Genomic DNA, 21,719 nt, shown 5'->3' with positions numbered 1-21,719 from the left:
CTCATCCCGCAACTTCCTCCGCTCCGACCAGCAGCCGGAACAGCACCGCCATCCGCATGTGCACACCGTTGGTCACCTGCTGCAGCACGGCGGTCCTCGTCGAGTCGGCAACCGCCGACGCGATCTCCATGCCGCGCAGCATCGGGCCGGGGTGCAGCACCACCGCGTGGTCGGGAAGCAGCGCGAGCCGCTTCTCCGACAGGCCGTAATTGATCGAGTACTCCCGCTGGGACGGGAAGAATCCGCCGTTCATCCGTTCCGCCTGCACCCGCAGCATGAGGACGGCGTCGAGGCCGGGAAGCTCCGCGTCCAGCGAATGCGCCACCGACACCGGCCAGGTGGACACCCCCACGGGGAGCAACGTGGGCGGCGCGACGAGAACCACCTCGGCGCCGAGCATCGACAGCAGCAGTGCGTTCGACCGCGCCACCCGGCTGTGCAGGATGTCGCCGACGATGGCGATGCGCTTGCCCTCGATGTCGCCGAGACGCTGACGCAGCGTGAGCGCGTCGAGCAGCGCCTGGGTGGGATGTTCGTGGGTACCGTCGCCGGCGTTGATGACCGCCGGCCCGCCGTCGTCCTGATGCCCGGTCCACTTCGCGATCTGGTGGGCCGCACCCGAGGCGGGGTGGCGCACGATCAGGGCGTCGGCGCCGGCCGCGCGCAGTGTCATCGCCGTGTCCCGGAGGGATTCACCCTTGGACACCGACGAACTGGAGGCGCTGACGTTGATGACGTCCGCGCTCATCCACTTCCCGGCGACCTCGAACGACACCCGGGTCCGGGTCGAGTTCTCGAAGAACACGGTCATGACCGTCCGGCCCCGCAGCGTCGGGAGCTTCCGCACCTCACGTCCGAGGAGTGCTTGTTCGAAGCGTTCGGCCTCGTCGAGGAGTTCGACAGCCGATTCCCGTGTCAGGTCCGCGATCGACAACAGGTGCTTCACTTAGCTCTTCCCCCCGGAGATCATGACCGCGTCGCGGCCGTCGTGTTCGCTCAGGAGCACCTTGACGTCCTCGGTGCGGGCGGTGGGCACGTTCTTGCCCACGTAGTCGGCGCGCAGCGGCAGTTCGCGGTGGCCGCGGTCGACGAGGACGGCCAGCTGAACGGCGCGCGGCCGCCCGAGGTCGCGGAGGGCGTCGAGTGCCGAGCGGACGGTGCGGCCGGAGAACAGCACGTCGTCGACGAGCACCACCAGGGTGTTGTCGACGCCGCCCTCGGGCACCGACGTGCGTTCGAGGGGACGGTGCGGTTTGGTGCGCAGGTCGTCGCGGTACAGGGTGATGTCGAGGGAGCCGACCGATGGGCGCACCCCGGAGAATTCTTCGACCTTCGCGGCGAGGCGGGCGGCGAGCGTCGTGCCCCGGGTGGGGATGCCGATCAGGACGACCCGCGGCGCGTCACCGTCGGCGGCGTCCAGCGCGGTCTTCTCGATGATCTGGTGCGCGATTCGCGCAATGGTCCGTCCCACATCGGCCGCGGACAGCAGCTCGCGTGCGGGTTCGACGGACGGAGACGACTCTGGTGTTGAATCCGCCGGTTCCCCGGCGGGGCGAGACCCTTCGGGCACGCGCATACAACGACCTCCTTCTCCGCCTCACTGGACGGATCGTTAAAGGATGCCTGACGCGGACAGCTTATCAGCGCGTCGACTGCGCCAGGCCCGGACCCCTGACCTGCGGGCCCGCAGTCGCGGGCCCGCAGCGGGACACGAACTTACGAACCGGCGTCGTTCGACTCGCCGCCGGCGGTCTCGGTGCGCCGCGACGTCGCGGCCGCAGCCGACCGCACCTGCGGCGCCACCAGCACGACCTGACCGAGGATGCCGTTCACGAACCCCGGCGACTCGTCGGTGGACAGCTGTTTGGCCAGCTCCACCGCCTCGTCCACGGCCACGACCGGAGGCACGTCGGTAGCGTGGAACAGCTCCCACACGGCGATGCGCAGGATGGCGCGGTCGACGGCGGGCAGCCTCTCCAGCGTCCAGTCCTGCAGGTGGGATCTGATCACCTCGTCGAGGCGGTCCAGGTTCTCCGCCACCCCGGTCACCACGGTGACGGTGTACGGAGCAACCGGCGCCACGGAGTCGTCCTTGCCGGACAGCTCCGCGCGCTCGGTGGCGAGATCGACCGGATCGAGATCTCGCGCCTCGGCCTCGAAGAGGAAATCGACGGCGCGCTTGCGGGCCTTGTGCCGTGCGCCGAGTTTCTTATGCGTACCGGACACTCAGGAATTCACACGCCCGAGGTAGTTGCCGTCGCGGGAATCGACCTTCAGCTTGTCACCGGTGTTGATGAACAGCGGCACGTTGATCTCGGCACCGGTCTCGAGGGTGGCGGGCTTGGTGCCACCGGTGGAGCGGTCGCCCTGCAGACCGGGATCGGTGTGTTTGACCACCAGTTCGACGGTGACGGGCAATTCCACGAACAGCGGGACGTCCTCGTGCGTCGCAACCTGCACGGCCATGTTCTCGAGCATGAAGCGTGCACCGTCGCCGACGGTGGCCTCGCTGATCGAGATCTGGTCGTAGGTGTCGCCGTCCATGAAGATGTAGTCGGTGCCGTCGTGGTACAGGTACGTCATGTCGCGGCGGTCGACCGTGGCCGTCTCCACCTTGACGCCGGCGTTGAACGTCTTGTCGACGACCTTGCCCGAGAGCACGTTCTTCAACTTGGTGCGCACGAACGCGGGACCCTTGCCGGGCTTCACGTGCTGGAACTCGATGATCGTCCACAGCTGGCCCTCGATCTGCAGGACCAGGCCGTTCTTGAAATCACTAGTGGAAGCCACTTGCTTCGCGTCTCCTCGATAAGGTCGAAACCGTCTACACGACAGTCAGGTCTTTGGTGGTGAGTGTGAGCAGCTCCGGTCCCTGCTCACGAACCACGAGCGTGTCCTCGATCCGCACGCCTCCGCGCCCGGAGAAGTACACGCCCGGCTCGACGGTCACCGCCGCACCGTCCAGAAGTGTACCGGTGCCGAGCTTGCCGATTCCCGGAGCTTCGTGGATCTCCAGGCCGACGCCGTGTCCGAGCCCGTGCAGGAACAGTTCCCCGTAGCCCGCGTCTTCGATGACCCGGCGGGCGGCACCGTCCACGGCGGACACCTCGGCGCCCGGGCGCAACGCGTCCCGCCCGGCCTCCTGCGACCGCGCGACCAGCGCATACACGTCCCGTTGCCAGTCGGCGGCCTGCCCCAGGACATACGTTCTGGTCATGTCCGAGTGGTATCCGCCGACCTCGGCGCCGAAGTCCAGCTTCACGAAGTCGCCGCCGGCGAGGACCGCCTCGGTGGGGCGGTGGTGCGGGATCGCCGAGTTGGCGCCGGCCGCGACGATGGTCTCGAACGAGATGCCGTCGGCGCCGTGCGCGAGCATCAGCGCCTCCAGTTCCCGGCCCACCTCCTTCTCGGTGCGTCCCGGGCGGAGGCCACCCCGTTCGATCAGGTCGGCGAGCGCGGAGTCGGCGGCCGTGCACGCCGCCCGCAGCAATCCGACCTCGAAATCGTCCTTCACCATCCGCAGTTCCTCGACGAGACCCGGAACGGGATCGAGGCGCGCGTCCGGCGCGAGCACCGACCAGGCCGCGAACTCGTCCACCGTCACCACGTGGCTCTCGAACGCCAGCGAGGACGGGCTCCGCCGACCCACCGATTCGATGAGGTGCGCGGCGCTGGCGCGGGCGATCTCGGCCCGCAGATCGGGAACCTGTTCCCCGACTTGCGTGAGGTAGCGGCCGTCGGTGCAGATGACGGTGCGCTCCTCGGCCCCCTCGGCGTCGGCGGCGTGCACGAGCAGGGCGGCGTTCGATCCGGTGAACCCAGTGAGATAGCGGATGTTCACCAGATTCGTCACCAGAAGTGCGTCGAGATCCCGGGCGGCGAGGGCCGCGCGCAGCGCCGCGCGCCGCGAACCATGATCAGCAGGCATGTCGTCAAACGTACCGGCAAATCGCCGCCCGGAGGGCGCGGATCGACGGCACCCGTCCGGTGGCGAGAACAGGTTTCAGAGCGCGCCGTGTGGGTTAGACCACACGGGTGAAAACCCGCTCGTTACGCTGTGCCCATGAATGCGTGGGTGGTACGCGGCCTCGGCATGGCCCTGATACATGTTTTCGTTCGTGTGATCCTCGGTGTGTCGATCACACAGTGGCCCCTTCAGGGATCCGCTCTGAGATGGCTCGCACTGCTGATCGTCGTGTTCGTGGCGCTGATCTGGGCCGGCATCGACGGCATCCGGGACCGTCGCCGGAACCCCGAGCCGGAGGACGGCGCCGACCTGACGATGCTGTGGCTGAAGGCGGCCCTGCTCGGCGGCATCGTGGCGGGTGTGGGGAGCTGGCTGGCCAACCTGATTCCGTCCCTCAACGTCACCCAGAACTCGTTCTTCTTCGAGATCACGTCCGGGGCCGCGTTCACGGTCCTGCTGATCTTCGTGCCTGCCATGCTCGCCGTGTTCCTCGGCCGGTTCTTCGTCAGCCGCGAGTCCAGGAAGACGGAGAAGGACCGCGGCGAGCGTCACCCGACGGCGCGCGGCGCCGGAACGGCCGCAGGGGCCGCAGCGGGGGGAACCGCAGCAGCAGCCGTCGCCGACGACGAGGGCTACGGACAGAACTATCCCGGCCAGGCCTACGAGCAGACCGCGGACACCGGTTACGCCGGGTCCGACGCCGACACGGCCGTGTTCGAACCGGTGCACAACTACCGCGAGGACACGTCCGACCTCGATCAGCCGCAGGGTGGGGACACCGCGTGGCAGGACCCCGTCGACCTCGGGAAGCGCACCACCGACGACCAGCGCCGCGGCGAGTAACAGCCTCGGCTTCACCACACCGACAGACGACGCGGCGGTGTGAGCGCACTCGCTCACACCGCCGCGTCTCACTTCGTGCCGCTACGTCACAGCAGGACGGCACCGCCGGCGCCCGGCTTCTCCTCCCGCGCCACCGCGGAGTACGCGGCCACGAGCAGAGACGGGTCCGGGCCCTCGAGCCGTCCCGGCTTCGCGAGCCCGTCGAGCACGACGAACCGCAGGACGCCCGCCCGGTTCTTCTTGTCGGTCTGCATCCCCTCGACCAACTGGCCGAACGCGTCCGCGTCGTACGTGGTGGGCAGACCCACCAGTTCCAGGATGGTGCGGTGCCGGTCCGCCGTCGCATCGTCCAGGCGTCCCGCCAGACGCCCCAGCTCCGCCGCGAACACGAGCCCGACGGCGACCGCCGCACCGTGGCGCCAGCGGTAGCGCTCACGCCGCTCGATCGCATGCCCGAGGGTGTGCCCGTAGTTCAGGATCTCCCGCAGATCGGATTCGCGCAGATCGGCGGCCACGACCTTGGCCTTGACCTCAACGGACCGCCGGATCAGTTCGGGCAGAACGGTTCCCGTCGGGTCCAGGGCGGCTTCGGGATCCTTCTCGATGAGGTCCAGGATCACCGGGTCGGCGATGAAGCCGGTCTTCACGACCTCCGCCATTCCGGCGACGATCTCGTTGCGGGGCACCGTCTCCAGCGTGGCCAGGTCGATCAGCACCGCCGACGGCTCGTGGAACGAGCCCACCAGGTTCTTGCCGGCCTCGGTGTTGATGCCGGTCTTGCCGCCGACCGCCGCATCCACCATCGCGAGCAATGTCGTGGGCACGTGGATCACGCGCACACCGCGCATCCACGTCGCCGCGACGAACCCGGCGAGGTCGGTGGCCGCGCCGCCGCCCAGGGAGACCACGGCGTCGCTGCGGGTCAGCCCGATGCGGCCGAGGACCTCCCAGCAGAATCCGGCCACGGCCAGATCCTTGCCGTCCTCCGCGTCCGGAATCTCGATGCGGTGCGCATCGATTCCCTTCTCGGCGAGTGCCGCGCGCACCGCCTCCGCCGTCTCGGCCAGCGGCGGCTGATGGAAGATCGCCACCGTCCTCGTGCCGGTGAGTTCGTCCACCAGCTCGCCGAGCAATCCGCGCCCGATGATGACCGGGTAGGGGTTCGCCGTCTGCACCTGTACGCGTACCGGTTCGGTCACTGTCTGCTGCTCCGCTCCGTCTTGTCCGAGATTCTCGGATGTCTCTGTTCCGCCGGGGTCGCCCATCACTCGGCGACTCCGCCGGGGTCGCCGATCACTCGGCGAGTTTCGCCACCAGCTGCTGCACCACGCGGGCGGGACTCCGCCCGTCCGTGCGTATCCGGATGGACGCCACCTGCCGGTACAGCGGTCGGCGCTTGCGCATCAACTCGGTGTACTTCTGGCGGGGGTCGCCACCGGCGAGAAGGGGGCGCGCGGTGTTGGTCCCCGTGCGCTTGAGCCCCTCGGCCACGCTGATCTCGAGATAGATCACGGTGTGGCCCTTCAACAATTCCCGGGTCCGCTCGGAGAGGATGGATCCACCGCCGAGCGACACGATCCCCTCGTGGCTCTCGATGGCCTTCCGGACGATCTCTTCCTCGAGGGCGCGGAAGGCGGGTTCGCCCTCCTGGACGAAGATCTCGGCGATCGTGCGTCCCGCCTCCTCCTCGACCGCCACGTCGGTGTCGAACAGCGGAAGGTCCAGGGCCTGCGCGAGGCGCCGCCCGATCGTGGACTTACCCGCTCCCGGGGGGCCGACCAGCACGGCTTTCGGTGCCATCATCCGTCACCGCCCCGATGCGACGACAGACCGGGTGGTCATCGCGCGAGCCGGGCTGCGACGCCCGACGCGTAGCGCTCGTAGTTGGCGGTCGTCTCGGCAACCGAGTCGCCCCCGAACTTCTCGAGTGCCGCCTGGGCGACGACCAACGCCACCATCGCCTCGGCCACGACACCGGCGGCGGGCACCGCGCACACGTCGGACCGCTGGTGGATGGCCACGGCTTCCTCACCGGTCGACATGTCTACGGTGGCCAGCGCGCGCGGGACCGTCGAGATCGGCTTCATCGCCGCACGCACGCGGAGCGCCTCCCCGTTGGTCATGCCGCCCTCGAGGCCGCCCGCGCGGTTGGTCGAACGCAGGATTCCGTCCGGGCCCGGACGCATCTCGTCGTGCGCCTGGCTGCCGCGACGGCGCGCGGTCTCGAAGCCGTCGCCGACCTCCACACCCTTGATGGCCTGGATGCCCATCAGGGCGGACGCGAGACGGGCGTCGAGACGGTCCGCGCCGCTGATGAACGATCCGAGACCCACGGGGAGACCGTGGATGACGACCTCGACGACCCCGCCGAGGGTGTCGCCGTCACGCTTGGCCGCCTCGATCTCGGCGATCATCGATTCCTCGGCGGCCTTGTCGAAGGCGCGTACCGGGCTGGCGTCGATCGCCGCCAGATCCGACGCGGTGGGTTCGGGACCGACGTACGGATCGGACGCGCCGATGGAGATCACGTGGGACAGCACCTCCACACCGAACACCTGGCGGAGGAAACTACGGGCAAACGTCGCGGCCGCGACCCGGGCCGCGGTCTCGCGTGCGCTCGCGCGTTCGAGAACCGGGCGGGCGTCGTCGAATCCGTACTTGAGCATGCCCGAGTAGTCGGCGTGACCGGGGCGCGGGCGGGTCAGCGGCGCATTCCGCGCCTGGTCGGCGAGCAGTTCGGCGTCCACCGGGTCCGCGGACATGATGGTTTCCCACTTGGGCCACTCCGTGTTGCCCACCTCGACGGCGATCGGTCCGCCGAGTGTCCGCCCGTGGCGTACACCACCGACGATGGTGACCTTGTCGGCCTCGAACTTCATCCGCGCGCCGCGGCCGTAGCCGAGTCGGCGTCGCGCGAGTTGGGTCGAGATGTCCTCGGACGTCACTTCGACGCCCGCGACCATCCCCTCGAGCATCGCGACGAGGGCGGGACCATGGGATTCTCCGGCAGTTATCCAGCGCAGCACGCCCAATATCCTTCCATGTCGCCGCGCCCGGCAGTGACGGTGGTCCTCCCAACCGTGTGCCGGGCGTGGACTCGTTCACGCGATGTGCACGGCGAACAGCGCAACCAGTGTCGCGGCACACATGGCCGGGCCGTGCGGGAGCGGTTTCGGCGAACGCCGGGCGGCGAGGACGATGCAGCCCGCCAGCGCTGTCAGCGCCGGCGCGAGCCCGGCCGCGAGCACCCAGGCTTCTCCCCCGGCAAGCCCGGCGGCGGCGCCCACCCCGAGCGCGAGTTTCACGTCACCCGCACCGACCGCCCCGGGTGCGCCGAGGTACAGGGCGAGATACGCCGACGCCAACAGGAACCCGCCGATCACGGCTGTGGCCGCGGATCCGGTCGCGGCGCCTACGCCGACGATCGCGAGGAATCCGGGCAGGGTCAGCGGGTTCGGCAGCTTCCGTGCACACAGGTCGGTGGCGGCGAGACTGACACACCACCACCAGAACACGAGCGCACACGGCAGCACCCACAGTGCGGATGCGGTGGTACCGGCCCAGACCGTGGCGGGGACGCCGACCGCGCACACCGCCTCGCACCAGCCCGCCCGCACCGTGCCCACGAACAGACCGGCCGTCCGGCGGGCTGCCCAGCCCGCACCCGCACCTGCCACCACACTCGCCGCGATCAGCCACCACATGCCGAGCAGCATGCGTGACCGGATCACCGTGTGGATCGCCATGACCTGGCACGACAATCGACCTGTGGATAGCGGTCCGGCCTGTGGACAACTAGCCCAGAGCGGCCACCATCGCCTCGCGCGGCGCCGGGCGACCGGTAAACTGCTCCACCTGCCCGAACGCCTGGTGCAGAAGCATCGAGAGACCGCCGACGACGGTGCCGCCCGCCGCCTCGACGGCCGCTGCCAGCGGGGTCGGCCACGGGTCGTAGATCGCGTCGAGCACGAACGGCGCCCGCCCGAGAATGTCCGCGTACTCGGTGATCGCGGCGGACGGAACGGTGCTGACGAGCGCGGCGGCCGCCGCGCACCGGGCACCGAGTTCCGGGCTGTCGAAGCCGAGCAACCGGACGTCGAGCCCCACCGATTCCGCGCACCCCAGTGCGCCTGCCGCGCGACCCGCGTCGCGTGCCACCACGGTCACCGATTTCACGCCCATGTCGGCGAGCGCCACGAGCGCGGGTCTGGCCGTTCCCCCGGCGCCGACGACGACCGCCTCGGCGCCCGCGATGGTTCCGACACCACCCGCGGTGAGCGCACCGCTGACCCCGTCGACATCGGTGCAGTCGGCACGCCAGCCACCCTCGATACGGACGAGGGTGTTCGCGGAGCCGATCACCACGGCCCGTTCGGTGCGCTCGGACGCGAATTCGAGTGCGGCGATCTTGCCCGGCATCGTGACGGACAGTCCGACCCATTCCGGGCCGAGCCCGGACACCAGGCCGGGCAGTCGCGCCCCGTCGCACTCGATCCGGTCGTACGTCCACCCGGTGAGACCGAGCGCCCGATACGCCGCGAGGTGCAGGTGCGGCGAGCGCGAATGCGCGATCGGGCTGCCCAGCACCGCAGCTTTGCGTGCGGTCACCACTTCATCGTCCACTGTTGAGAATCCCGTTGTTCAGAGCCTGGTCGATGTTGGCCAGGTGTTCGTCGTAGCTCTTCGTGAACAGTGTGGTGCCCTTCGAATCGACCGTCACGAAGTAGATCCAGTCGCCGGGCGCCGGTTGTTCGACCGCCTGCAACGCCCCGATGCTCGGCGAGGAGATCGGCGTCGCGGGCAGACCGGGGCTGGCGTACGTGTTCCAGGGTGTCACCTGTGCGCGGTCGGCGTCGGTGGTGGCCAGTTCGGTCGTGTCGAGCGCGTAGTTGACCGTCGAGTCGAACTGCAACGCCTGGTTGACGGCGAGCCGGTTGAGGATGACGCGAGCGACCTTCGAGAAGTCGTCCGGCATCGCTTCCCGTTCCACCAGGGACGCGGCGATCAGCATCTTGTACGGCGTGAGTCCGACCTGGTTGCCCGCGGTGAGGATGCCGGTCTTCTCGTAGCTCGCGGAACTCTCGGTGACCAGCCTCTGGAGTATGGCGGCGGGACCGGCGGTCGGGTCGAAATCCCAGCTGCCCGCGGCGATGAGCCCCTCGAGCTGGCGGTCCCGGTCCGGAACGCCGGCGACCGCGTCCTTCGCCCAGTCGGGTACCCCGAGCGCGGACAGGTCGCCCGCGCCGGCGGCGTTGAGATCGTCGTAACTGATGCACTGCTCCTGGCCGGTCTCACCGATGCAACTGGCCTCGGAGATCAGGGTGTAGATCCCCTTCTTCTTGGCCCCGGTCTGCACATCGGTGGTGTCGTGGAGTTGCCTGCCCTCGGAGATGATCATCTGCCCGACGCGGGAGGTGGGGTCGACCAGTTCCTGCACGGCGTCATCTGCCGGGATCTGGGTCGAGAGGCTGTAGAAGCCGGGTTGCACCGAGTTCATCGCGTTGCTCTGGACCGCGGCGTTGAAGAAGGCCGATCCGCTGGCGACGACGTCCCGCTCGGCCAGAGTGGAGGCGATCTCCTCGGCGGTGTCGCCTGGATGAACCTGCACGACCACCTCGGGACCACCGGGGCCCGCGTAGTCCGCGGGCGCGTCGGGACCGCCGAAGAACATCTTGCCGCCGACGAACACGATGCCGACCAGCACTATCAGGACCGTCGCGGCGGCGAGGGCGCCGAACAGCTTGCCCCTGCGTGCGCGTCCCGTGGCCTGTTTGCGCCGGCGGGCCTGCGTGCGGGCGTGGGCGCGCGTCGGCGGGATCTCCTCGGGGATCGCGGAGATTATCTGCGTCTCGGCCTCCGCGAACGCGACATCGGGCTCGTCGGGCGGTGTGTCGTAGCGGTCGTCGGCATAGGTGTGGGCCTCGTACTGCTCGTCGACGTGCACCGGCTCGTCGGCGTAGGCAGGCTCGTCGTACGCGTGCTCGTCGGCTGCCGGTGCCCGGTAGGCGCGGGCGTCGCCGTACGAACGGGGACCGTATCCGTCTTCGTAGACGGGCTCGGGGTCGAACGGCTGCTCGTACACCGGGTTCTCGTACGCGGGCTGCTCGTACACCGGCTCTGTGTAGTCGGCGTGGGGTTCGTCGAATTCACGGTCGTCGTACACCACCGCGTGGCGCCCCGTGGTGACGACGTCGTCGTCCTCGGGGGGCGGCGCGTAGTCGACGTGGTCGTCGTCCTCGTCGAGGTAGCGGTGCCGTCGGGGTTCGCGGGGGACGTACTCGAATTCGGGTCGCTCACCTGCGGGTCGCCGATGATTGCTCACTGGCCCCCCTCCGGTAGCTGCACGTCCCCACCTGAATCCCCTGCATTCACCGACCTGCTCCGCTCGTCCAACCATCCCTGCAAGATCGCCACCGCCGCAGCCTGGTCGATCACAGGACGCTGGCCCCTCGCACTGACACCGCTCTCGCGAAGCGCCCGTGCGGCAGTGACGGTCGTCAGACGTTCGTCCGCCATCCGCACCGGTATCGGGTCGACCTTCCTTCGCAATCGCTTCGCGAACACAGTAGCGATCGAGGCGGCCTTCCCCCGTTCACCCCGCAAGGTCTGCGGCAGACCGACGATAACCTCCACGGCCTCGTATTCCTCGACAATGTCGGCAATGCGCCGGATATCCGGCGCGTCGGGTCCCCGATCCTTGGACCGGGGCACCGTCTCCACGGGGGTGGCGAGGATCCCGTCGGGGTCGCTCGACGCGACCCCGATCCGGACGCTGCCCACATCGATGCCGATGCGCCGACCACGCCCAGGGTCGTCGGCTCCCGGTCGATCCGGACCCTGTTCCGCGTGATCCACCGCTACTGGCTCCCCACCTTGTCCGCCACTTGTCCCCGGACAGCGTCGAGGGCGGCCGCAATTCCGCTGGTGTCCGAACCGGAACCCTGTGCCATGTCGGCCTTTCCGCCTCCGCGGCCGCCGATCTTCGGACCGAATCCCTTCACGAGGTCGCCGGCCGCCAGGCCGAGTTCCTGTGCCGCCTTGTTCACGGCCACCACGAACGGAACCTTGCCGTCGACGTCGCCGAGCAGCGCGACCACGGCGGGCTGGGTGCCGAACCGGCCGCGGATGTCGGTGACGAGACCACGCAGGTCGTTGCCGCCGACACCGGCCGGGGCGGCATCCGCGACCAGCAGCACCGGCCCGACCCTCTGCGCCTTGTCGACGAACGTGCCCGCCGCGGCGAGAACCGCCTGCGCGCGGGTCTGCTCGAGTTCCTTCTCCGCCACGCGGAGTCGCTCCACCAGCGCTTCGACGCGGGCAGGCACTTCTTCCGAGGGCACCTTCAGCGACGACGACAGACCGGCGAGGAGCGCGCGTTCCTTGGCCAGGTAGCGGTACGAATCGAGCCCGACGTACGCCTCGACGCGGCGCACACCGGAACCGACGGACTGCTCACCGAGCAGCGTGACGTTGCCGATCTGCGAGGAGCTGCCCACGTGAGTTCCACCACACAGCTCCATCGAGAAGGGTCCGCCGATTTCGACGACCCGCACCTCGTCGCCGTAGTTCTCGCCGAACAGCGCCATCGCGCCCATCGACTTCGCCTTGTCGAGATCGGTGACGAACGTGTTCACCGAGTAGTCGGCGGCCACCGCCTCGTTCGCGACGACCTCGATGTCCTGCTTCTGCGCTTCCGTCAGCGCGCCCTGCCAGGAGAAGTCGAAACGCAGGTAGCCCGGCTTGTTCAGCGAGCCGGCCTGAACCGCGTTGGGGCCGAGCACCTGTCGCAGCGCGGCGTGCACCATGTGGGTGCCGGAGTGACCCTGCGTGGCACCCTTGCGCCACGCGGCGTCGACCTGCGCGAGCACGACGTCGCCCTCGGTGAGCTGACCCTCCTGCACGGTCACCTTGTGGACCCACAGCTTCTTGGCGATCTTCTGGACGTCGTTGACCTTCACCCGCAGGCCCGGGCCGGTGAGGGTACCGAGGTCGGCGATCTGGCCACCCGCCTCCGCGTACAGGGGGCTGCGGTCGAGGATGACCTCGACGTCCTGGCCCGCCGTCGCGACGGGGACCCGCTGCCCCTGCGAGATCAGCGCGAGAACATGTGCCTCGGAGACCAATTCGTGGAATCCGGTGAACTCGGTGGGTCCGCGGTCGAGGAGTTCCTTGTAGACGGTCAGGTCGGCGTGCGCGTGCTTACGGGCCTGGGCGTCGTCCTTCGCGCGCTGCCGCTGTTCCGCCATCAGCGTGCGGAACCCCTCCTCGTCGACGGTCAGGCCGGCCTCGGCCGCCATCTCCAGGGTCAGGTCGATCGGGAAGCCGTACGTGTCGTGGAGCGCGAACGCCTGGTCGCCGCCGATCGTCGACTTGCCGGACGCCTTCACCGACTCGGCGGCGCCTTCGAACAGCTTCGAGCCGGACGTGAGGGTCTTGAGGAACGCGGTCTCCTCCCCCACCGCGACCGTCTCGATGCGGCCGAAGTCGGTGTCGAGGACCGGGTAGGACGGCGCCATCGTGTCGCGGACGACGGTGATGAACTCCCGCATGCTGGGCTTGTCGGCACCGAGTAGCTTCGCGGACCGGACGATGCGCCGCAGCAGGCGGCGCAGGACGTAGCCGCGCCCGTCGTTGCCGGGGTTCACGCCGTCGGCGATGAGCATCGCCGCGGTGCGCGCGTGGTCGGCGATGACCCGGAAACGCACGTCGTCGTCGTGGACGGCGCCGTACTTGCGGCCCGACAGTTCCTCGGCCTTCGCGATGACCGGACGCACGAGGTCGGTCTCGTACACGTTGTCGACGCCCTGGAGCAGGAACGCGACGCGCTCGACACCCATGCCGGTGTCGATGTTCTGCTTCGGCAGCGGGCCGAGGATCTCGAAGTTGTCCTTGCTGATGCCCAGGCCACGCTCGTTCTGCATGAACACGAGATTCCAGATCTCGATGTAGCGGTCCTCGTCGGCCTCGGGGCCGCCTTCCTTGCCGTACTCGGGGCCGCGGTCGTAGTAGATCTCCGAGCACGGGCCGCAGGGGCCGGGAATGCCCATGGACCAGTAGTTGTCGGCCATGCCGCGGCGCTGGATCCGCGATTCGGGAACGCCGACCTCGTCGCGCCAGATGTCGCGGGCCTCGTCGTCGTCGAGGTAGACCGTCACCCAGATGCGCTCGGGATCGAAGCCGTAACCCCCGTCGTCGACGCTCGAGGTCAGCAGCGCCCACGCATGCTTGATCGCGTCGCGCTTGAAGTAGTCGCCGAACGAGAAGTTGCCGGCCATCTGGAAGAACGTGTTGTGCCGTGTGGTGATGCCCACATTCTCGATGTCGAGGGTGCGCACACACTTCTGGACACTGGTCGCCCTCGGGTACGGCGGCGTCTGCTGGCCGAGGAAGAACGGCACGAACTGCACCATCCCGGCGTTGACGAACAGCAGGTTCGGATCGTCGAGAATCAGCGAGGCGCTGGGTACCTCGGTGTGGCCTGCCTTGACGAAATGGTCGAGGAAGCGCCGGCGAATCTCGTGGGTCTGCACGTCAGTGATCCTTATTGTCTGTCTCGAGGGCAACGATGGGTCGAACAAGCGGAGCGAACCACGCGTCCACCGCGCAGTTCGGCAACATTCAGCTTAACCGGCCACCCTGACGGTTCGTGCCGCGGACGATGGCGCGCAATTTGTCCACGCGCCCCGCGATGTCCCGCTCACCGCCGTGAGTGGTGGGCTGGTAGTAGTCGACACCGACCAGCTCGTCCGGCGGATACTGCTGCGCCAGTACCCCGTCGGGGTGATCGTGGGGATAGCGGTATCCGACGGCGTTGCCGAGTTTCGCCGCCCCCGCGTAGTGGCCGTCGCGCAGATGCGGCGGGACGAGCCCGGCGTTTCCGGCCGCGACATCCGCCATCGCGGCACCGAGCGCGGCGATGACGGCCCCCGACTTGGGCGCGGTCGCGAGGTGGATCGTGGCCTGGGCGAGGGCCAGGCGGGCCTCGGGCATACCGATCAGCTGTACTGCCTGCGCGGCGGCGGTCGCGGTCTGCAGCGCGGTGGGGTCGGCCATGCCGATGTCCTCGCTGGCATGGACCACCAGCCGCCGCGCGATGAAGCGGGGGTCCTCGCCCGCCGTGAGCATCCGGGCCAGGTAGTGCAGGGCGGCGTCGACGTCGGAACCGCGGATCGACTTGATGAAGGCGCTGATCACGTCGTAGTGCTGATCGCCGTCACGGTCGTAGCGGACGGCCGCCTTGTCGACGCTCGCCTCCACGGTCGCGAGGTCCAGCAGCACCGGACGGTCCGCGTCGCCGGCCTGGTCGAGCGCAGCGCCCGCCGCCGCCTCGAGCGCGGTGAGCGCCCGGCGGGCGTCGCCGGCCGCGAGGCGCACCAGATGGTCCATCGCGTCACCCGCGATCTCGATCTCCCCGCCGAGACCCCGCTCGTCGGTGCGCGCCCGCTCCAGAAGGTTCTCGATGTCGTCCGCCGTCAGCGACTGCAGTTGCAGCACGAGTGAGCGGGACAGCAGCGGGGACACCACGGAGAACGAGGGATTCTCGGTGGTGGCGGCCACGAGGAGCACGATCCGGTTCTCCACCGCCGCTAGCAGGGCGTCCTGCTGGGTCTTGGAGAAGCGGTGCACCTCGTCGATGAACAGCACCGTCTGCTCGCCCGCGAGCAGGCGGCGGCGGGCCAGTTCGATGACGCCGCGCACTTCCTTCACCCCGGCGGACAACGCGGACAGTGCCTCGAAGCGGCGGCCGGTGGCCCCCGAGATCAGCGACGCCAGCGTGGTCTTGCCGGTGCCGGGCGGACCGTACAGGAGGACGGACGCGGCCCCCGACCCCTCCACGAGGCGCCGCAGCGGCGCGCCGGGGCCCAGGAGATGCTGCTGCCCGACCACCTCGCCGAGCGTGCGGGGACGCATCCGCACGGCCAGCGGTGCGTGGTGGTCGACCGACACGGGACCGGGAACCGATCGCGGGGCCGATGCCGCCTCGTCGGGCTGCGCCGTCTCGAACAGGCCTGCCGACTCGTCCTCGCCGACATCCGAACCGAAAAGATCGCTCACAAGTTCGACGCTACTGGAACCGCACCGTCCGACCCAGTCCGGCCGGACCGTGGGTCAGCCGACGGACAGTCCCCGGATCTTGTCGGCGATGACGCGGGCGTGGTGGGCGACCACCGTGTTCCCGGCGTGATCGGCCGAGCGGGCCAGCTTGTCCCAGCGCTGGGTCAGCGCCTCGGACCGCGGCACGGACAGGTGGTGTTCGCGGACGGCGGCGATGCGGGTGTGGTTCTCCGGTAGGAACAGGTAGGTGCTGAGCCACACCCAGATCAGCTGCGCCTCGACCATGCGGGCGGCGAGCACGTTGTCGTCGGCGAGCGCAGGCCACATCCCCACGACTTCCGCACGCCAGGCCTCGATCATCGCCTGCGTCCGGTCCTCGGACAGTTCGATGCTGCACAGGCAGCCGGGGAACGAGACCAGCGCGTACGCGATGTCGAGCATGGCGTCGCGGAAACCGCCCCACTCGTAGTCGAGGAACCGCACGCCCTCGTCGTTGACGATGATGTTGTCCGGGCACAGGTCGGAGGGGCTGAACGCCCGGAACCGGCCGCTCTCGAACAGCTTCGCGGCACGCGCCACCTGATCGGTCAGGTCCGGGGAGACATCGACGCGGAGGATCTCGGACAGCAGGCCGGGCACGGCGGGCACCGCGCGCTCCACCTGTTCGGCCACGGTGTCGTCGCAGTGCGCCACCTCGGCGCGGCGCAGCAGCGCGGTGAAGTCCTCCTCGCGGCCCACGGTGGCCGCGTGCATGCGGCCGAGCGCCTGGGCCATCGCCATCAGGGTGTTGGTGACGGTGTCGGAGTCGGAGTGCTCGAGCAGGGCGCTGATCGGGGTGGCGTCCCCGAGGTCGCTGAGCACGAGGAGCCGGGCGTCGAGGTCGGATGCGAGCAGTTCGGCTCCGGGGCGGCTGTCCGTCGCCAGCGCCGTGGCGAACTGGTACGAGACGGCCTCCCGGAGGAAGGCGCTGCGGCTGTCGCCGGTGAGATCGTCGGGATCGACGGCCCGCGCGCCGGACACCCCGGACTCCTCGCGGACCTGCTTGATCACCAACGTCCGTGGAAGGGAGAACGGATTCTCCGCCACGCGCACGCGGAGCACGATGGTGCGGCCACTACCGCCGAGATCCACGGGATCCACCAGTGTCACGGGTGCCCCTGTGCGACGGGTGAGCAGCTTCTCGGCTGCGGCAACTACCTCTGAAACGGGGTCTGCCAGTATTGCAGTCATCGCGGACCAACTTACCTGCTAGTGACACGGATCATCGAGTCCTCCACCGGAAGCCCGGATGAATTTCAGCATTTCGGCTGATCCGGCGCGAGCACTTCGATCGGCGCCACGTCAACCGACACCGCAATGGTGCTGTTTCGTGCCTCTGTGTATATGACACCGCGCAGCGGCGGCACGTCCGCGTAGTCCCGGCCCCACGCGACCACGGTATACCGCTCGTCGACCAGCTGGTCGTTGGTGGGGTCGAAGGCGAGCCACCGGTCCCCCGGCATCCACACGGCCGCCCAGGCGTGGGTCGCGTCGACGCCGATCATCCGTTCCTTGCCGGGCGGCGGTTGCGTCGCCAGATAGCCGGACACGTACCGGGCCGCCAGTCCGCGCGAGCGCAGGCAGGCGATGGCGAGCCGGGCGAAGTCCTGGCACACCCCCGACCGCTTCTCGAGCACCTCCGCGACGCGCGTGGAGATCGACGTCGACCCCGACTTGTACTGGAAGTCGCGATGGATGCGCGTGGTGAGATCGACCACCGCGTCGGCGAGGGGCCGTTCCGGCGGGAAACTCGGCGCCGCGTACTCGCGGACCGCGTCGCTGATCTCGGGGGGTTCGAGGTCGAGCACGAACTCCTGCGCCATCGCTCCCTCGGTTCCCACGGGGCGGGACAACTCCCACGGCGCGTTCGCGGGTGCGGCGGCGAGTCGGGTCTTGTCGGGTCCGTAGACCTCGATCTCGGATTCGGCCGCCACGACCAGTTCCTCGTGCGGCGTGCTCACCTGGAAGTACAGGTCCCGGTTGCCGTACACGTCGGACCCGGTGGAACGGTCTGCGGGCGCCGGCGAGATGTCGACGACGGAACTCACGCATCGCTGTTCCTCGGTGTCGCGGGGCAGGAGATAACCCCGGCCGTACGACGAGGACACCGGCCCCGAGTACGTGTACGTGGTGCGGTGGGTGATCTTGTATCGGCGCAGCACCGGCCGTTCCGCTGCCTCGTCCGCGCGGGGCGACACATCGGTCATGCGGGAACCCCGCCCTGCGCGGCGCTCCACGTGGTCCCGCTACCCCACAGCGGCTGGGTGCCGCCCGGCAGCGACAGCTGACCTTTCAGCATCACGTCGGACAGTTCGCTCAGCAGTGCGCGCATCGTGGTCGTCAGCTCACCCAGCTCCTTCCTGGACCCGTTCGCGTCGACCGATTCGAGTCGAGCAGGATCGACGCGTCGCACGGTGTTGACCATGTCCTCGACGAGCCGCTCCGCACGCGACGCACCCGAGGCGTCCGGCAGTGCAGCCAGATTCGCACGGAGCGCCTCGAGCTGGAACGCCAGCGACCGCGGGTTCTTCACGTCGAACAGCAGCAACTCGGCCACGGCGGCCGGGCGGATGCTCCGATTGCGGCGGCGGTAGACGACGGAACTCTCCGTGGCGACGAGGAGCGATTCGATCACCGCCCGCTCGGTCGCCGGGTCCGTCCTCCGTCGCAGCGTGGACTCCACCAGCGCGATCAGGGTGGATGCCCGCTCGATCCGTTTGCCGATGTCCATGACGTGCCAGCCGGTGTCCCGCACCAGCGATTCCGCGGCGACTCCGGACAGTGCGAGCATCCCGCCGAGTACGGCGGACTGCGCCTCGAACAGCAGGGAACCGTCGTCGGCCGTGTCGGCGGCGACCTGCCCGAGTGCGCGTTCGACGGAACTGAGGACGGCCCAGATGTCGTTCGACAGTTGCCCGCGCACGGCCCGCGCGGCCTGCTCGACGCCGCGGACCGCATGCGCGAGCGACCCGTCCCGGTCGGGGTCGACCGTCAGCGAACGGAACTCCGAGCGCACCCGCGGCTGGTCGGCGACCGGATCCGAGCCTGCCTCGGCACCGCGATCGGGCCCTTGCGGGCGGTTCCCGGCGTCGGCGACCCGCAGGACCGTGTCGAGCAGGATCGGGAGGCTTCCGCCGCCCGCGAGCCACGGTCGCAGACGGTAGTCGCGGTACTTCTCGCCGACGGCGATCATCAGGCGTGCCGCACCCTCGGCGCGCTCGGCGAACCGGCCCATCCAGAACAGTTCGGTCAGTGCGCGCGGCGACGTCATCAGGTCGGACGTCGTCGCCGCATACGTGGGCAGGGCTTCCCCGTCGCGGTCGGCGGCGTCCCCCGGATCGGTGGACGCGGTGCGCTGGGCCAGCCGGATCCAGACGTCCTTCGCGCCGGCGTGACGCCGGTCGCCGCGCTCGGCCCCGGGAACGAGGGACGTGCCGAGACCTCCGGCCATGGGGGTGAATCCGACCTGCTGCGCGACGTTGAACAGCCGCACCCCGACCGGTGCGAGGAAGACGTCCCCGGATCCGTCGGCCGCCGGCGCATACGAGGGGTCCGGGACGATCTGCCCGACCCACCGCTCGGGTTCGGCCCGCACCCGGTCCAGCAGGGTGTCCCGGTCGGCGGCACCGAGCTCGGCGGGCACGATCGGCGACCCCCCGTGCACCGCGCGCAGCACCATCGACGAGACGTTCGCGAGGATGTGCGACAGCTCCGACCGGTCGCCACCCCAGAAACTCGGCACCGACGGCAGGAGTAGGTCCTCGTCGAGGAGACGACGGCACAGGTCCGGGAGCAGCCGGGTGAGGGCCGGGTTCTCGAGGATTCCGCTGCCGAGAGGGTTGACGACGGTCACCGCTCCCCGTCGCAGCACCTCGACGAGCCCGACCACGCCCGACCGGGAGTCGGGGCGCAGGTCGAGGGGGTCGGCGAGGTCGGCGTCCACCCGCCGGACGATCACGTCGACGCGTTCCAGGTTGCCGAGCGAGCGCATCCACACGTGGCCGTCGCGGACCACCAGGTCGGCGCTCTCCACGAGCGGGAAGCCGAGGACGGTCGCGAGATACGCCTGATCGAATGCCGCCTCGGACCGAGTACGGGGGCTGAGGACCACGACCAGGGGGTCCTCGGTGCCCGCGGGGGCGGCGTCGATCGCCGCCAGCCGCATCGACTGGGCGAAGGAGGACAGCGGACGCGGGCCCACGCTCTCGTAGATGCCGGGCATCGCCCGGGCGACGACGCGGCGATCCGCCATCGCGTAGCCGGCGCCTGCCGGCGACTGCGTGTGGTCGCGCAGCGCGTGGAACGTGCCGTCGGCCCCGCGGCCGACGTCGAGTCCGTGCAGGAACAGTTGATGGCGGCCCGGCACCGTGATGCCGTGCGCCGCACGGACGTACCCCGGGTGTCCGAACACCGTGCGGGCCGGCACGGCGCCGCTCCGGACGAGCGCCATCGTTCCGTACAGATCGGCGAGTACCGCGTCGAGGAGGCGGGAGCGCTGCACGAAGCCCGCCGCGAGCTGCTCCCATTCCTCGGCCGCCACGATCAGCGGGACCGCGTCGATCTCCCACCGCGGCGGCACGGTCGGGGCGTCCGATCCGTCGAGGGGGTTGTAGGTGATCCCGTGGTTGTCGACGAGAAGCCGGATGCGGGACTGCAGGCGGCGGACGGAGTCCGGCCCGCCTCCGGTGAAGTCCTGGGCCAGCTCCGCCCACGGGTCCCGGACGTCGCCGCCGTCGTCGAAGAGTTCGTCGTAGCCCGCGCCGTCGTGGGGCGACACGATCATCAGGCCCTCCGCCTCTGTGCCACGGACCGCTCTTTCCGCGCCTGCTCGAGGAGCCGGCGGGGATCGCCGCCGCTGCGCAATCGCAGTGCCAGAACCAGGACGCCTGCGATCACGATGCCCACCATGTTGACACCGAGTTGCAGCGCCGCCAGCGCCGCGACGCGCCATTCGCCCACGGTGACCGCGACGGCGGCGAATCCCGCCGCGGGGACGGTGGTGACCGAAATGAAGACGCCGACGAGTGCCGCCGACTTCGCGGACACGAGCGCGAGCATGCCGGCCGCGCCGGCGAGGAGCGCGACGATCAGTGAGAGCGGTCCGACCCGGTAGATGAAGTCGACCTGGTCGAGGGACTCGATGCTCTCGAAGTCCATCCAGCCGACCCGCTCCATCAGCAGCGTCGCGACCAGCGTCGCCGCCATCGCGAACGGGAAACCGAAGAGCAGGGCGATCAGCGATCGCCGGGCCAGACCGAGCTTGCGCCGCATCAGCGCGACGGCGAGCGCGGCGAGCGGACCGAACTCCGGCCCCACCACCATGGCCCCGACGACGGTGATCGGCGAGTCGGTCACCACACCCACCGCGGCCAGCAGGCAGGCGATGGTGAGGAACGCGAGGAAGGTGCCGTTGAGTGTCGACTCCTCGCGCGTCCGGCTGACCAGTTCCTCCCACACGACGCTGTCCGCGGGATCGCCCGGAGCCGCCTTCTCCGCGTCGTGTGCGGACTTCGACAGCACCGTTTCGACGGGCACCACCGTGATCGCGCCGGTGCGATCGATTCCCAGGGCCTCGAGCGCGTCGATCACGTCGTTCGCGGACTCGCGGGCCACGTCGGTCTGGATCGCGTCGCCGGCGGGGTCGATCGCGGCGGCGCGCAGCACCACCACGTGGGTGGCCCCGGGTTCCGCGGCGAGCACACCGAGGACGTCCTCGGTGCGCTCGGCCGGACAGATCACTCGCAGGTGCAACATCGTGTCCCCCGGCTGTTCCGCGTCGTCCGGTCAATCGAGTCCTGCCGGCAGATCGCGCCGG

General features: G+C 69.6%; 19 protein-coding genes. 1 reads left to right on the top strand and 18 read right to left on the bottom strand.

Features of this window, described 5'->3' with window-relative positions:
• Position 1 precedes the first annotated feature (1 nt).
• From QM841_RS13150 to QM841_RS13130, 5 genes are all read right to left on the bottom strand, one after another.
• Positions 2–946 (bottom strand): aspartate carbamoyltransferase catalytic subunit, encoded by a 945-nt coding sequence (locus tag QM841_RS13150; RefSeq protein ID WP_280782175.1) that lies wholly within the window; start codon positions 944–946, stop codon positions 2–4.
• On the bottom strand, positions 947–1,576 hold the full coding sequence (pyrR, locus tag QM841_RS13145) for a bifunctional pyr operon transcriptional regulator/uracil phosphoribosyltransferase PyrR (protein ID WP_283332341.1): 630 nt from the start codon (positions 1,574–1,576) through the stop codon (positions 947–949).
• A gap of 140 nt (positions 1,577–1,716) precedes the next feature.
• Entirely contained in the window at positions 1,717–2,226 is a 510-nt protein-coding gene (gene nusB, locus QM841_RS13140; RefSeq protein WP_009480418.1) for a transcription antitermination factor NusB, read from the bottom strand.
• Positions 2,227–2,790, bottom strand: coding sequence for an elongation factor P (gene efp / locus QM841_RS13135; RefSeq protein ID WP_105421857.1), 564 nt, complete (start codon positions 2,788–2,790; stop codon positions 2,227–2,229).
• A 34-nt stretch (positions 2,791–2,824) separates the two neighbouring features.
• Positions 2,825–3,928 (bottom strand): aminopeptidase P family protein, encoded by a 1,104-nt coding sequence (locus tag QM841_RS13130; RefSeq protein ID WP_009480416.1) that lies wholly within the window; start codon positions 3,926–3,928, stop codon positions 2,825–2,827.
• 135 nt (positions 3,929–4,063) lie between these two features.
• Here QM841_RS13130 and QM841_RS13125 point away from each other — a divergent pair, with 135 nt between their 5' ends.
• Complete coding sequence (locus tag QM841_RS13125) at positions 4,064–4,810, top strand: B-4DMT family transporter (RefSeq protein WP_283332340.1); 747 nt, start codon at positions 4,064–4,066, stop codon at positions 4,808–4,810.
• 86 nt (positions 4,811–4,896) lie between these two features.
• On the opposite strand, the gene aroB is transcribed toward QM841_RS13125, so the two are convergent.
• The 13 genes from aroB to QM841_RS13060 form a co-directional block, all read right to left on the bottom strand.
• Entirely contained in the window at positions 4,897–6,009 is a 1,113-nt protein-coding gene (aroB, locus tag QM841_RS13120; RefSeq protein WP_283332339.1) for a 3-dehydroquinate synthase, read from the bottom strand.
• 94 nt (positions 6,010–6,103) lie between these two features.
• On the bottom strand, positions 6,104–6,610 hold the full coding sequence (locus QM841_RS13115) for a shikimate kinase (RefSeq protein ID WP_005241678.1): 507 nt from the start codon (positions 6,608–6,610) through the stop codon (positions 6,104–6,106).
• Positions 6,611–6,648: 38 nt separating this feature from the next.
• Positions 6,649–7,836 carry a chorismate synthase gene (gene aroC, locus QM841_RS13110; protein ID WP_009480413.1) on the bottom strand — a complete coding sequence of 396 codons (1,188 nt, stop codon included), beginning with the start codon at positions 7,834–7,836 and terminating at the stop codon, positions 6,649–6,651.
• 75 nt (positions 7,837–7,911) lie between these two features.
• Positions 7,912–8,571, bottom strand: a complete 660-nt coding sequence (locus tag QM841_RS13105) for a prepilin peptidase (RefSeq protein ID WP_283332338.1) — start codon at positions 8,569–8,571, stop codon at positions 7,912–7,914.
• A gap of 34 nt (positions 8,572–8,605) precedes the next feature.
• The gene (locus tag QM841_RS13100; RefSeq protein WP_283332337.1) at positions 8,606–9,433 is read right to left on the bottom strand and encodes a shikimate dehydrogenase; all 828 of its coding nucleotides are present in this window, start codon (positions 9,431–9,433) and stop codon (positions 8,606–8,608) included.
• A complete protein-coding gene (locus QM841_RS13095; RefSeq protein WP_283332336.1) occupies positions 9,423–11,132 on the bottom strand; it encodes an endolytic transglycosylase MltG in 1,710 nt (569 codons plus the stop codon). The genes QM841_RS13100 and QM841_RS13095 overlap by 11 nt, the downstream gene beginning before the upstream one ends.
• Positions 11,129–11,665 (bottom strand): Holliday junction resolvase RuvX, encoded by a 537-nt coding sequence (ruvX, locus tag QM841_RS13090; RefSeq protein WP_105421869.1) that lies wholly within the window; start codon positions 11,663–11,665, stop codon positions 11,129–11,131. Before ruvX ends, QM841_RS13095 begins: the two co-directional genes overlap by 4 nt.
• 2 nt (positions 11,666–11,667) lie before the next feature.
• A complete protein-coding gene (gene alaS / locus QM841_RS13085; protein ID WP_283332335.1) occupies positions 11,668–14,340 on the bottom strand; it encodes an alanine--tRNA ligase in 2,673 nt (890 codons plus the stop codon).
• An 88-nt stretch (positions 14,341–14,428) separates the two neighbouring features.
• Positions 14,429–15,865, bottom strand: a complete 1,437-nt coding sequence (locus QM841_RS13080; RefSeq protein ID WP_016880315.1) for a replication-associated recombination protein A — start codon at positions 15,863–15,865, stop codon at positions 14,429–14,431.
• Positions 15,866–15,919: 54 nt separating this feature from the next.
• Complete coding sequence (locus QM841_RS13075; RefSeq protein ID WP_009480406.1) at positions 15,920–17,095, bottom strand: phosphotransferase family protein; 1,176 nt, start codon at positions 17,093–17,095, stop codon at positions 15,920–15,922.
• Positions 17,096–17,160: 65 nt separating this feature from the next.
• Positions 17,161–18,111 carry a transglutaminase family protein gene (locus tag QM841_RS13070; protein ID WP_280782185.1) on the bottom strand — a complete coding sequence of 317 codons (951 nt, stop codon included), beginning with the start codon at positions 18,109–18,111 and terminating at the stop codon, positions 17,161–17,163.
• Entirely contained in the window at positions 18,108–20,687 is a 2,580-nt protein-coding gene (locus tag QM841_RS13065; protein ID WP_283332334.1) for a circularly permuted type 2 ATP-grasp protein, read from the bottom strand. Before QM841_RS13065 ends, QM841_RS13070 begins: the two co-directional genes overlap by 4 nt.
• The gene (locus tag QM841_RS13060; RefSeq protein WP_105421877.1) at positions 20,687–21,658 is read right to left on the bottom strand and encodes a DUF389 domain-containing protein; all 972 of its coding nucleotides are present in this window, start codon (positions 21,656–21,658) and stop codon (positions 20,687–20,689) included. The genes QM841_RS13065 and QM841_RS13060 overlap by 1 nt, the downstream gene beginning before the upstream one ends.
• Positions 21,659–21,719 lie beyond the last annotated feature (61 nt).

The organism is Rhodococcus sp. IEGM 1307, from assembly GCF_030056915.1.
Taxonomy (GTDB): domain Bacteria; phylum Actinomycetota; class Actinomycetes; order Mycobacteriales; family Mycobacteriaceae; genus Rhodococcus_F; species Rhodococcus_F opacus_D.
This window is presented reverse-complemented; position numbering and strand designations above follow the sequence as displayed.